This is a genomic window from Micromonospora sp. NPDC049201, assembly GCF_055586805.1.
The window spans coordinates 155,329-168,149 of the sequence record NZ_JBVJHM010000016.1; the positions used below are offsets into that span (position 1 = coordinate 155,329).

General features: G+C 73.4%; 10 protein-coding genes and 1 pseudogene. 8 read left to right on the forward strand and 3 right to left on the reverse strand.

Annotated features, from left to right (window positions below; translation table 11 throughout):
• Positions 1 to 74: 74 nt before the first annotated feature.
• From ACZ6O5_RS28800 to ACZ6O5_RS28830, 7 genes are all read left to right on the forward strand, one after another.
• A complete protein-coding gene (locus tag ACZ6O5_RS28800) occupies positions 75 to 1,025 on the forward strand; it encodes a DUF3800 domain-containing protein (protein WP_465981136.1) in 951 nt (316 codons plus the stop codon).
• Positions 1,026 to 1,106: 81 nt separating this feature from the next.
• Positions 1,107 to 2,672, forward strand: coding sequence for a phenylacetate--CoA ligase family protein (locus ACZ6O5_RS28805; protein WP_465981138.1), 1,566 nt, complete (start codon positions 1,107 to 1,109; stop codon positions 2,670 to 2,672).
• 2 nt (positions 2,673 to 2,674) lie between these two features.
• A complete protein-coding gene (locus tag ACZ6O5_RS28810) occupies positions 2,675 to 3,115 on the forward strand; it encodes a DUF4188 domain-containing protein (protein ID WP_107155405.1) in 441 nt (146 codons plus the stop codon).
• Positions 3,112 to 4,194 carry a GNAT family N-acetyltransferase gene (locus ACZ6O5_RS28815; RefSeq protein WP_465981140.1) on the forward strand — a complete coding sequence of 361 codons (1,083 nt, stop codon included), beginning with the start codon at positions 3,112 to 3,114 and terminating at the stop codon, positions 4,192 to 4,194. Before ACZ6O5_RS28810 ends, ACZ6O5_RS28815 begins: the two co-directional genes overlap by 4 nt.
• 1 nt (position 4,195) lies before the next feature.
• The gene (locus ACZ6O5_RS28820; RefSeq protein WP_465981142.1) at positions 4,196 to 5,260 is read left to right on the forward strand and encodes a nitroreductase family protein; all 1,065 of its coding nucleotides are present in this window, start codon (positions 4,196 to 4,198) and stop codon (positions 5,258 to 5,260) included.
• Positions 5,261 to 5,533: 273 nt separating this feature from the next.
• Positions 5,534 to 6,844, forward strand: a complete 1,311-nt coding sequence (locus ACZ6O5_RS28825; RefSeq protein ID WP_465981144.1) for a cellulose binding domain-containing protein — start codon at positions 5,534 to 5,536, stop codon at positions 6,842 to 6,844.
• 22 nt (positions 6,845 to 6,866) lie between these two features.
• Positions 6,867 to 9,689, forward strand: coding sequence for a glycosyl hydrolase family 95 catalytic domain-containing protein (locus ACZ6O5_RS28830; RefSeq protein WP_465981146.1), 2,823 nt, complete (start codon positions 6,867 to 6,869; stop codon positions 9,687 to 9,689).
• Between the two features lie 30 nt (positions 9,690 to 9,719).
• On the opposite strand, the gene ACZ6O5_RS28835 is transcribed toward ACZ6O5_RS28830, so the two are convergent.
• Entirely contained in the window at positions 9,720 to 10,436 is a 717-nt protein-coding gene (locus tag ACZ6O5_RS28835; protein ID WP_465981148.1) for a hypothetical protein, read from the reverse strand.
• Positions 10,437 to 10,509: 73 nt separating this feature from the next.
• Here ACZ6O5_RS28835 and ACZ6O5_RS28840 point away from each other — a divergent pair, with 73 nt between their 5' ends.
• Complete coding sequence (locus tag ACZ6O5_RS28840) at positions 10,510 to 11,337, forward strand: PIG-L family deacetylase (protein ID WP_465981150.1); 828 nt, start codon at positions 10,510 to 10,512, stop codon at positions 11,335 to 11,337.
• An 18-nt stretch (positions 11,338 to 11,355) separates the two neighbouring features.
• Here the strand turns inward: ACZ6O5_RS28840 and ACZ6O5_RS28845 are convergent, their stop codons facing one another.
• The gene (locus tag ACZ6O5_RS28845) at positions 11,356 to 12,522 is read right to left on the reverse strand and encodes a carboxylate-amine ligase (RefSeq protein WP_465981152.1); all 1,167 of its coding nucleotides are present in this window, start codon (positions 12,520 to 12,522) and stop codon (positions 11,356 to 11,358) included.
• Positions 12,523 to 12,614: 92 nt separating this feature from the next.
• A pseudogene (locus ACZ6O5_RS28850) lies at positions 12,615 to 12,821 on the reverse strand (type I glutamate--ammonia ligase); the annotation flags it as partial.

The following is a 12,821-nucleotide window of genomic DNA, read 5'->3' on the forward strand; positions in this document are numbered from 1 at the left end:
CCGGTCGGGTGCCCAAACCGGTGGTCGGATCGCGCCGGGTCGGCGATCATGGTCGGCATGGCCAGGGACCGGGCATGAGGCTGCCGCTCCAGGGTGGGCTGCCGCCGGCGGAGACGCCGTCCGGCGTGTTCGTCGAGATCGCCTGCGACGAGTCCGGGTTCTCCGGCACCAACCTGCTCGACCCCGCCACGCCGGTGATCGCGCACGCGAGCGTCGACCTGGGCGTCGACGAGGCGGCGGCACTCGTCGCGACGCTGCGCTCCGACTTCCGGTTCGCACCGCACGAGTTCAAGTCCCGGCAGTTCCTGCGCCGACCCGAGGCGGCCGAGGCGTTGGCGTGGTTCCTGGCAGCACTGCGCGGGCGGGCGTACGTCCACCTCGTCGACAAGCAACTGTTCCTGACCACTCGCGTGGTCGACCTGCTGTTGGATGAGCCGACCTACCTGGCCGGCACCCGCCTGGCCGGGGAACGCCGGGCCGGCGCCCGCGCGCTGCACCGGGCCGGACGAACGGCCGGCCCCGACTGGAACGCCTTTCTGACGGCGTTCGTCGACATGCTGCGGACCAAGCGACGGGACCGGGGCGGCGACGGGAGCGTCGAACGGTTCTTCGCGGCGCGGGACGCGCTGCTGCGGCACACGCCGACCGACGCCGTGCTCACCGCGCTCGACCGGGCCCGGGTGGTCGCCGTCCAGGCCCGGCTCTACGCCGAGGACCGGACGATCCCGCCGCCGTTGGAGCCGCTGCTGCCGGCGCTGGCCGAGACCGTGCTGTTCTGGAGCGCCGGGCGGCGGCGGGTGCTGGTGACCCACGACGAGCAGAGCGCGCTCACCGCCGACCGGCTGCGTCGCCTCCAGCGGGCGCTGGCCGACCGAGCCGGACTGCCGGCGGGGGAGTCGCCGCTGGCCGGCCTGGTGATGACCGACTCCCGGGACGACCCGCGCGTGCAGGTCGCGGATCTGCTCGCCGGCGTGGCCCGGCGGATGCCGCGCGCGGTCGACGACGGCGCGTTGCTGACTCCGTAGCGCCGCTGGGTACGCGTACTCAGCAGGAATCCCGTGCCACGGCTCAGGTGTCGGCGCGTCGGCGTCGGCAGGATCCTTGTCATGGCCGAGACACTGCACCGACCCGCCGCCCTGCGTACCGTCGACATGCCGTTGCCCGGCGAGGTCGCGCTGTCGGCCACCGGTCGCGCGGTGGCCACGCTGGTCCGGCTGGTCGGCCGGCACCCGGCCGGGTGGCGGTGGCTGGCCCGGCGGCACCACCCGGCGCTCGACCGGCTGGCCGAGGCGAACGCGCGTGCGGCGTGCGTGCGGGCGGCCCGGCGGGTGCCGGCCTACCGTGAGTTCCTGCGGGCCCGTCCGGCGGGCGTCCGCCGTCGGCTGCGGGACTTCCCGGAGACCGACAAGCTCGGGTACGTGGTGGGTCACGACGCCGCCGCCCGGTGCCGGCGGGGGCGGCTGCCGGAGCGGGGCGTGGTGGTCGACGAGTCGGCCGGGTCGTCGGGGCGGCCGTTCAACTGGCCGCGCGGCGAGCGGGAGCTGCGGGCGGTGCACCGGGACATCGCCGGCTACACCGGGCTGGTGTTCCCGATGCGCCGGCCGTTCGTGATCAACGCGTACTCGATGGGAGCCTGGGCGACCGGCACCACGACCGGCGCGGCGATGGCCCGGATCGCGGTGGTGAAGAACACCGGACCGGACCTCGGCAAGATCATCGACACGTTGCGCGAGTTCGGCCCGGAGCACGACTACCTGGTCACCGCGTACCCGCCGTTCCTCAAGCACCTGCGGGACCGGCTGGACGCCGAGGACTTCCCCTGGTCGCGGTACCGGATCTTCGGTAGCTGCGGCGGGGAGGGGATGACCGAGGCGCTGCGGGACTACCTGGAGCAGCGGTTCGTGCGGGTGCGTTCGGCGTACGGGGCGTCGGACCTGACCATCGGCATCGGCGCGGAGACCCGGTTCACGGTGTGGCTGCGGCGCCGGCTGCGGACCGACCCGGGGCTGCGCGCGGACCTGCTCGGCGACGGTGAGCAGCGGCTGCCGATGGTGTTCCAGTACAACCCGTTCGCGACCTACCTGGAGACCAACGAGCGGCGGGAGCTGGTCTGCACGGTGGCCGGGCCGGACGTGCTCCAGCCCCGGCTGCGCTACAACGTCGGCGACGAGGCGCTGCTGGTGCCGTACCGGCGGATCGCCGAACTGGCCGCGGCCGACCCGGTGCGCGCGGCCGAGTTCCGCGCCGCGACGGCCGACGAACGGATGACGCTGCCGTTGCTGCTGCTGTTCGGCCGGCGCGACTCCACGATCTCCTACCTGGGCGCGAACCTCTACCCGCAGGACGTCGAGTACGGCCTCTACACCGGCAACCCGCACGCCGCCGCGATCAGCCGGTTCTGCCTGGCGCTGGTCGAGGACGCGACGCTGGAGACCCGGCCGGTGATCCACGTCGAGCTGCGCGGCCCGCTGGCCGCCGCCGACCGCGCGGCGCTCGCCGCCGCCTGCCGCGACGGGGTACGCCGGCACCTCACCTCGGTGTCGCGCGACTTCGCCCAGTCCCTGCTGGAGGACCCGTCCGCCGGTGACCTGCGGATCGAGCTGCACGAACCGGGAACCGGCCCGTTCGCCGGCCCGCAGAAGATCAAGAACGCCTACCTGGTGGTGAGGTGACCATGCGTACCCGAGACTTCTCCCGCGCCCCGGCGCAGGCCCGCGCCGGCGCGATGTTCATCGGCGGCACCCGCTACGCGAGCCCGCTGGTGCTGCTGCGGCTGGCCCCCGACTGGTTCCGGATGGTGCGCGACATGCGCCGGATGTCCGGCTACTGCTGGCACACCGTCTACTGGCAGTTCCCACTGACGTTGGGCACGATCGCGTTCTTCACCGACCGGGACGCGATGCTGCGCTTCGCGCGTACCCGGCACCACCGCAAACTGATGGCCTGGCTGACCGACGGCGGGCGCAACGCGACCGCCGGGTTCATCCGGCTCTACACGGCCTCGCCGGACGGCTACTCCAACGGCGCGTGGCGGGCCGAGGACGGCGCGATGGGCCACATCGACACGTTCACCCCGCTGGGCGCGGAGACCACCGGACCGGCGGTACGCCGGTGAGCGGCCACCGGTTCGAGCGGGTCACCGGCCGGCGGGGCCTGGCCGAGTTCCTCGCGCTCACCGACCGGCTGTACGCGGACGAGCCACGGTACGTGCCGACGCCCCGGCAGCAGATCCGCCGCTGGTGGGCCGACGGCGTGCCGCTGTACGTGCTGCGCGACGCCGACGGCGCGGTGGTCGGGCGGACCACCCTGCACACCGACGCGGACCTGGACGCGAAGCTGGGCCGCCGGTGCCAGTTGTTCGGGCTCACCGAGTTCACCGCGCCGGCCGCCGGGCCGCTGTTCGACGCGATCACCGCGCACACCGGCGCCGACCGGGACCTGCTGTTCGGCCCGGTGGCGCTGCTACCCAACCAGGCCGGCGGCGTGATCACGTCCGGGTTCGACGACCGGGGCTTCGTGGACAGCGCCTGGAACCCGCCGCGCTACCCGGCCGCCTACGAGGCGTACGGCTTCGCCCGCCGGTTCGTCTCCGACACCTGGATCTGTCCGGTGCCGGCCCCGGTCGAGCCGCCGCCGGGGTTGGGTGGGCAGCCGGACGGCGCGCGGCTGGAGCTGCACCGGGGCGACGCGCGGCGCCTCGACGAGCAACTCGACCTGCTGCGCGGCATGCTGAACGACTCGTTCGCCCAGCTCGGCTACTACACCCCGATCTCCGCCGCGCAGTTGCGCCGGCAGACCGACGGGCTGGCGTACCTGCTGGACTCCGCGCTGCTGCTGTACCTGACCCGGGACGGGCAGCCGGTGGCGTTCGTGCTCTGCGTACCGGACATCAGCGCGTTCCTGGTCGCGGCCCGCGGCGACCTGGGCCCGGTCAACCAGCTCCGGCTGCTGGCGACCCGCCGTCGGTACCGCCGCGAGGCGGTGCTGATCGTCAAGGGTGTGCTGCCGGAGTTCCAGGGGCACGGCTACCAGCGGCTGCTCTCCGCGCACCTGCACCACAACCTGTACGCCGGCGGCTACACCACGCTGCGCAGCACCTACGTCGGGCGGGACAACCCGGCCTCGGCGGCGCAGTACCGCCGGCTCGGTGGCCGCCCGCTGCACGGTTACACGTTCTACGCGAAGGAGCGATGACATGGACCTCGCCGCGTTCCGCGCGTTGGAGCCGTTGTGCTGGCGCGCGCCGAGCGCGCACAACACCCAGCCGTGGCGGCTGCGCTACGAGCGCTGGGCGATCACCGTCGGCTGGGACCCGGCCGACACGCTGCCGGCCGGCGACCCGAGCGGGCGGGACCTGCGGCTGTCGCTCGGCGCGTTCGTGGAGACCTGCCTGATCGTCGCCGCCGACGCGGGGCTGCGACTGGACTGGGTCGCCGACCACGACGAGCACGACCGCCGGGTGGGTCGGCTGCGTCCGGCGCGGCAGCCGTACCGCACGCCGTTCCGCACCTCGGAGGTCTGGGACCGGCGTACCGACCGGGGCCGGTTCACCGGCGGCCCGGACGCCGACGTGCTCGCCGCCGTCGACGCCGTGGCCCGGCGGGCCGGCGGCGGGGTCCGCCTCGTGCCCGGGGCCGGGCGGCTCGGCGCGTTGCTGCGCGCCGCCGACCGGCAGGTCTACGCGGACCCGGCGGTGGTGGCCGAGCTGCGTCGCTGGCTGCGGCTGGACCCGGCGCGGCCGGACTACCGGGCCGACGGGCTGAGCGATCGTTGCCTCGGGTTGTCCCGGCCGGCCGCCACCGGGCTGCGGGCGGCGCTGGCCGGGTATCCGGTGCTGCGCCCGCTGGGGTTGCCCCGGCTGCTCGCCGCCGGCGACGATCCGCTCGCGCGCGGCGGCGCGGTGCTCGCGCTGGTGGCCCCGCCCGGCCTGGACGCACCCGGCCAGGTCGAGTTCGGCCGGGTGCTGATGCGGGTGTGGCTGACGCTGCACGCCGCCGGCCTGGCGGCGCACCCGTTGAGCCAACTCGTCGACGTCGCCGCCACCCGCGACACGCTCGGCGCGCTGCTGGACGTGGCGCCGCAGCGGGTCGTGCACGTGACCCGCGTGGGGCGGCCGGTCGCCGCGGCGCCCCGCTCGGCCCGCCGCGTCGGCGGTGGGGGAGCGGGCCATCGGGTCGTGGCCTCCGGCGGACCGAAGTGCGTTAGCGATAACAACGCCGTCCTGGTGGCGTCGCCGGGTCGGATGACGTTCGGTAGGTGACGTACCCGAACTTTCTCGAAACCTGGTCGTCATCTCTTGACGGCCACCGTTCTCATCCATGAGAGTCCATATGGGTCGATGCGGCGCGCGATCGGGAGCTCGGCGCCAGCAGGCGGTGAGTCGACTGGGCGCGCGATGCCTGGGCAGCATCTGTTAGCGCTAACAGGCTCTCCCTGCAACCATCCGTCGACAGCGATGTGGCTTTGGGGCGAACGACCGCCGGTGACGCGGGGCGCCCCTGCGTCGTCCCCACCGCATTCCGAGGAGACACGCATGTCGACACGTAGCACGAGACTAGGGTCGGTCGCGGCAGCCGTCCTGCTGACCCTGGGCATGGGCGCCGCGATGGTCAGCGGCGGGCTCGGCAGCAGCGCCCGGGCCGCCGACGCCGGCACGGCTGCCGCGACGGCCGGCTGCGGCAAGGCCCCGACCCTGGCCAACGGCACCTACACCATCTCCAGCAGCGGGAAGAACCGCAGCTTCATCCTCAAGCTCCCCGACAACTACGACCGCAACCGCCAGTACCGGCTGGTCTTCGGATTCCACTGGTGGGGCGGCACCGCCGTGGACGTGGCGACCGGCCAGACCGTGCAACGTGACGTGTGGTCCTACTACGGCCTGTTGCGGCTGTCCAACAACAGCACGATCTTCGTGGCGCCGCAGGGCATCAGCAACGGCTGGGCCAACTCCGGCGGCGAGGACGTCACGTTCGTCGACGACATGCTCCGCCGGATCGAGGGCGACCTGTGCGTCGACCCGACGAAGCGGTTCTCCGTCGGCTTCAGCTACGGCGGCGGGATGAGCTACGCGCTGGCCTGCGCCCGGCCGAACGTGTTCCGCGCGGTCGCGGTGCAGTCCTCGCCCGGCACGCTCAGCGGATGCGGCGGCGGCACCCAGCCGATCGCGTACCTCGGGGTGCACGGCATCGGCGACACCATCACCAGCGGACGCGCGCTGCGGGACCGCTTCGTCGCCAACAACGGCTGCACGGCGGCCAACCCGCCGGAGCCGAGGTCCGGCAGCCTGACCCACACGGTCTACGCCTACTCCGGCTGCCGGCCCGGCTACCCGGTGGTGTGGGCGGCGTTCGACGGCGGCCACATCGCCGCTCCGCAGGACGGCGCCGGCGGCGACAGCGGCTCGCGGACCTGGGTCCCCGGCGAGGTGTGGAGGTTCTTCACCCAGTTCGACGGCACCACGCCCACCCCGTCACCGACCGTTTCGCCGACCGCGTCGCCGACCGTTTCGCCGACCGCGTCGCCCACGGCCTCGCCGACCACGCCGGTTCCCGGCGGCTGCGCCGCCACCTACCGGACGGCCACCGAGTGGCCGGGCGGCTTCCAGGGCGAGGTCACGGTGACCGCCGGCGCCTCGGCCATCAGCGGATGGCGGGTCAGTTGGACGCTGGCCGACGGGCAGAACGTCACCCAGCTCTGGGGCGGTCGCAACGCGCCCTCCGGCAACACCCAGAACGTCTCCAACGAGGCGTGGAACGGCAGCCTGGCCGCCGGCGCCTCCACCACGTTCGGCTTCACCGCCAACGGCACGGCGACGACGCCGTCGCTCACCTGCACCCGCCTCTGATCCGCGTGCCCGGGAGAAGACCATGTCAGAAGTGACCCGAAGAAACGTTCTCAAGGCCTCCGCGGCGGGCGCCGGCGCCGCGCTGGCGCCGGCCGCCTGGACCGCCGCCGCCCGCGCCGGCTCGGTGGCGCCGCCCGAGGTGCTGGCCGCGAACGATCTGGCGCTGTGGTACGACGAGGAGGCCGGCACCGACTGGCTCCGCGCGCTGCCGATCGGCAACGGACGGCTCGGTGCGATGGTGTTCGGCAACGTCGACACCGAACGGCTCCAGCTCAACGAGGACACGGTCTGGGCCGGCGGCCCGTACGACTCCGCCAACACCCGGGGCGCGGCCAACCTGGCCGAGATCCGGCGACGCGTCTTCGCCGACCAGTGGACCTCGGCGCAGGACCTCATCAACCAGACCATGATGGGGACCCCCGGCGGTCAGCTCGCCTACCAGATCGTGGGCAACCTCCGGCTCGCCTTCGGCTCGTCCGGTGGGGCGACGCAGTACCGCCGGACGCTCGACCTCACCACCGCCACGGTCACCACGAGCTACGTGCTGGGCGGCGTACGACATCAGCGGGAGGTGTTCGCGAGCGCGCCCGACCAGGTGGTCGTGGTCCGGCTGACCGCCGACCGGGCGAACTCGATCAGTTTCTCCGCCACCTTCGACAGCCCGCAACGCACCACCGTGTCGAGCCCGGACTCCGCCACCATCGGGCTCGACGGCATCTCCGGCAGCATGGAGGGCGTCACCGGCGCGGTGCGGTTCCTCGCCCTGGCCAACGCCGCCGTGACCGGTGGCACGGTCAGCAGCTCCGGCGGGACGCTGCGGGTCTCCGGCGCGACCAGCGTGACGCTGCTGGTCTCGATCGGCTCCAGTTACGTCAACTACCGCACCGTCAACGGCGACTACCAGGGCATCGCGCGCAACCGGCTCAGCGCCGCCCGGAGCGTGGCGGTCGACCAGTTGCGCAGCCGCCACCTCGCCGACTACCAGGCGTTGTTCAACCGGGTCACGATCGACCTGGGCCGGACGGCCGCGGCCGACCAGCCGACCGACGTCCGGATCGCGCAACACGCGAGCACCAACGATCCGCAGTTCGCCGCGCTGCTGTTCCAGTTCGGGCGGTACCTGCTGATCTCCTCCTCGCGTCCGGGCACCCAACCGGCGAACCTCCAGGGCATCTGGAACGACTCGCTCGCCCCGTCCTGGGACTCGAAGTACACGATCAACGCGAACCTGCCGATGAACTACTGGCCGGCCGACACCACGAACCTGTCCGAGTGCTTCCTGCCGGTCTTCGACATGATCAAGGACCTGACCGTGACCGGCGCGCGGGTCGCCCAGGCGCAGTACGGCGCCGGCGGCTGGGTCACCCACCACAACACGGACGCGTGGCGGGGCGCCTCGGTCGTCGACGGGGCGCTGTGGGGCATGTGGCAGACCGGTGGCGCGTGGCTGAGCACGCTCATCTGGGACCACTACCTGTTCACCGGCGACCTCGGTTTCCTCCAGGCCAACTATCCGGCCCTGAAGGGCGCCGCCCAGTTCTTCCTGGACACCCTGGTCGCCCACCCGACGCTCGGCTACCTGGTGACGAACCCGTCGAACTCGCCGGAGCTGCCGCACCACGCGAACGCGAGCGTCTGCGCCGGCCCCACGATGGACAACCAGATCCTGCGCGACCTGTTCGACGCCGCGGCCCGAGCCAGTGAGGTCCTCGGCGTCGACACCACGTTCCGGTCCCAGGTGCGCACCGCGAAGGACCGGCTGCCCCCGAGCCGCGTCGGCTCCCGCGGCAACGTCCAGGAGTGGCTCGCCGACTGGATCGAGCTGGAGCGGACCCACCGGCACGTCTCCCACCTGTACGGGCTGCACCCCAGCAACCAGATCACCAAGCGCGGCACGCCGGCGCTCTACGAGGCCGCCCGCCGGACGCTGGAGCTGCGGGGCGACGACGGGACCGGCTGGTCGCTCGCCTGGAAGATCAATTTCTGGGCCCGGCTGGAGGACGGCGCCCGCGCCCACAAGCTCCTGCGTGACCTGGTGCGCACCGACCGGCTGGCGCCGAACATGTTCGACCTGCATCCGCCGTTCCAGATCGACGGCAACTTCGGCGCCACCTCCGGCATCGCCGAGATGCTGCTGCACAGTCACACCGGAGAGCTGAACGTGTTGCCGGCGCTGCCCACCGCCTGGCCCGCCGGGCAGGTCGCCGGCCTACGCGGTCGGGGCGGGTACACGGTCGCGCTGGCCTGGTCGAACGGCCAGCCCGACGAGATCGTCGTCCGCGCCGACCGCGACGGCACGCTGCGGCTGCGGTCCCGGCTGTTCACCGGCGGCTTCACCCTCGTCGACGCCGGTGACGGCAGCACGCCGGCCACCACCCGACCGGAGACGGACGTCGTCCAGTTCACCGTCCGGGCCGGCCGCACCTACCGGGCGGCGCGGCCGGGCGTGACGCCGACACCGACGCCGACCGTCACGCCCCCGCCCCCGCCCACGCCCACGGTGAGTCCGACACCGACGCCGACCACCAGCTCGCCCGCGCCGTCCGGCGCCCGGGCGACGTACGCGGTGACGGGCTCCTGGTCGGGCGGCTTCCAGGGCGAGGTCACGGTGACCGCCGGCGCGACCGCGATCCGCGGCTGGACGGTGGCCTGGACGTTCCCCGACGGGCAGGTCATCAACCAGATCTGGGGCGGCTCGCACACCCAGAGCGGCGCGAACGTGTCGGTGCGCAACGTCGACTACAACGGCGCGCTGGCGGCCGGCGCGTCCACCACGTTCGGCTTCATCGGCACGGTCACCGGGGCCAACAACCCGCCGACGAATCTCACCTGCACGACCACCTGACCGAGCGGGAACACCCCGGGGTGGGCGGCGTCAGGCCAGCAGCGTCTCGCGCAGCCGCGCCCCGGGGTTGATCCGACCCACCACCCGGGGGGCGGTCGGGTCGTACACGTCGATGGTGTGGTTGCGGCGCATCATCTCGCGGACCGGCGGCGGCAGCCGGGGCGGATCGTCCATGGTGGCGAGCACCTGCGCGGCGGTGCCGGTGAGCCGCTCGACGAGCGTGGCGCTGTCGGTGTCGACCCGTACCCGGCCGAACTCCCAGCCGGCGGTGGTGAGGTCGAGCACCTCGAACAGGCGGGTCACGAACGGCTGCGGGTCGGTCACCCGGTCGAGGCGCTTCGCCCGGCCGCCGACCACCGTGACGGCGGCGGCCACCTGCGCGTACGGGTGCAGCCCGCTGGGCAGCGCGGCGAGCGGCCAGCGCAGCCACTGCCCGGCCTCCTTCCACAGGGGCCGGTAGTTGCGGCGGTGCACCAGCAGCCGCCGGCCGGTGCGCCGGTAGACCTCCTGGGCCTGGAACTGGAGGTCGGCGTGGGCCTCCTCGGCGGCCTCGCACACGATCCCGGCGGCCACCACCAGACCGTCGTCGTCGGCGAGCAGCCGACCGATCGCGTCGACCTGCTCGGGGAACCGGATCGGGGCGTGCGCGCCGTAGGAGTGCCGGACGTCCCGCAGCAGTGTCCGCTGGCGTTCGGGGTCCAGTTCGACCCCACCGCCGCCACCCAGCAACCGCCGGAGCCAACCCATCGTGCCTCGCTTCCGTCGCCGTCTGCGGACCGGGCAATGCTAGTGCGTCGGTGGATGCTCGTATGGTGACGGGGTGGCTGAGCGATCCCTGACCCTGATGGCGGTGCACGCGCACCCCGACGACGAAGCGACGAGCACCGGCGGCGTCCTCGCCCGCTATGCGGCCGAAGGCGTCACGACAGTGCTCGTGACCTGCACGGACGGCCGGTGCGGCGACGGCCCCGACGGCGTCAAGCCGGGCGAGGCCGGGCACGACCCGCAGGCCGTGGTGGCGATGCGCCGGGCGGAGCTGGCGGCAAGTTGCGAGGCGCTGAAGGTCACCCACCTGGAGACGCTCGACTACGCCGACTCCGGGATGATGGGCTGGGCCACCAACGACGCGCCCGGCGCGTTCTGGAACACGCCGGTCACCGAGGCGGCCGACCGGCTGGCCGAGCTGATCCGGCGTTACCGCCCCGACGTGGTGGTCACCTACGACGAGAACGGCTTCTACGGCCACCCCGACCACATCCAGGCGCACCGCATCACGATGGCCGCGGTGGAGCGCACCGGCATTCCGGCGAAGGTCTACTGGACCACGGTGCCGCGCAGCGCGTTCCGGGAGTTCGGCAAGGTCATGCAGGAGATCGGGGTGGAGTTCCCGGATCCGGAGGCGACCGACTCGACGCCGCCGCTGGGCCTGCCCGACGAGGAGATCACCACCTGGGTGGACACCCGTGCCCACGGTGAGCAGAAGTTCTCCTCGCTGGCCGCGCACGCCAGCCAGGCGGAGAACATCTTCTTCCTGCGCCTCGGGCAGGAGCGGTTCGTCGAGCTGATGGGGACGGAGACGTTCGTCCGGGTCCGCGACACCACCGGCGCGCCGACGCCGGAGGACGACCTGTTCGCCGGTCTGCGCTGACGGCACGGCCGGCACCGGTCAGGCCGCGGTGGTCTGCGCGGCCAGACGCTCCAGCACGGCGCGGACGTCGCCGCCGGTGTCGGCCATGATCCGCCGTTGCCGGGTGGCGCCGGTGCCGTCCCGCCGGAGCCGCTCCGCCTCCCGCACGATCAGCTCCCGGTCCCCGTGCCGGGTCAGCGCGGGCGCGACGGTGGCGAGCAGCTCGTCGACCAGGTCCCAGGCCGGCCGGGGTCGGCCGGTGCGCAGGTCCACCAGCTCACCGTCGAGACCGTCGTGGGCGGCCCGCCAGTGCGCGGCGGCGACCAGGCAGTCGCGGATCCGCGGCGCGGGGACGCCCGCGCGGATCTCGTCGATCATGGTGGCGACCAGCGCCCGGACCAGCCCGGCGACGAGCACGGTGTCGTCGACGGTGGGGCAGACGTCGCCGACCCGGATCTCCACGGTCGGGTAGGACGCGGACGGCCGGGCGTACCAGTAGACCATCGCGGCGTCGAGCATGATCCCGGCGGTGATCAGCTCCTGCACGGTGGCGTCGTAGTCGGCGGCGGAGTCGAAGTGCGGCGTGGGCCCGATGCTCGGCCAGCGTTCCAACTGCATCGAGCGCCAGCTCGCGTGTCCGGTGTCCCGCCCGTCGTGCAGCGGCGAGTTCGCGGTGAGCGCCTGCACCACCGGCAGCCACGGGCGCAGGTGGTTGCAGACCCGGACGGCGAGTTCCCGGTCGGGCACCCCGACGTGGACGTGACAGCCGCACACCGCCGGGTCGTGGGCGACCGGCCCGAACCGGCGGGACATGTCGTGGTAGCGCGGCTCGTCGGGCACCGTGCGGTGGGCCTCGCAGACCGGGGTCGCCCCGACCGCCACCAGCCGCGCCCCGACCGCGTCGGCGGCCCGGGCGGCGGCCCGACGCAGCGCGACGAGGTGCTCCCGCAGCGACGCCAGGTCGAGGCTGACCGGGGTCACCATCTCCACCATGCTGTGCCGGAACTCCTGCCGGCTCTGCGCGCGGGCGACCCCGGAGAGCGCGTCGCGGACCCGGTCGGCGACCGGCATGCTTTCCCCGGTCACCGGGTCCAGCAGCAGGAACTCCTCCTCCACCCCGAGCGTGAGCGGGTCGGCGGTCGCCGGGGCGTCGGTCGGTCGCGGCCGCACCGCCGTTCCGGGCCGGTCGTCGCGGGGCTGCGCCATGTCTCGACGGTACGAGGCCGGTGGCCTCCCGGATGCCGTTTCCACCGACCCGCGGGCTCCGCACGCGGGTCGGTGACGGAACGGGTACGACGTCAGCAGTCGAAGTACATCGCGAACTCGTGCGGGGTGGGCCGCAGGCGCACCGGGTCGATCTCGTTGGCGTTCTTCCAGTCGATCCAGGTGGCGATCAGGTCGTCGGTGAAGACGCCGCCGTCGAGCAGGTAGTCGTGGTCGGCCTCCAGCGAGTCGAGCACGGCCGACAGCGAGCCGGGGACCTGCTTGACGTCGCCCCACTCCTC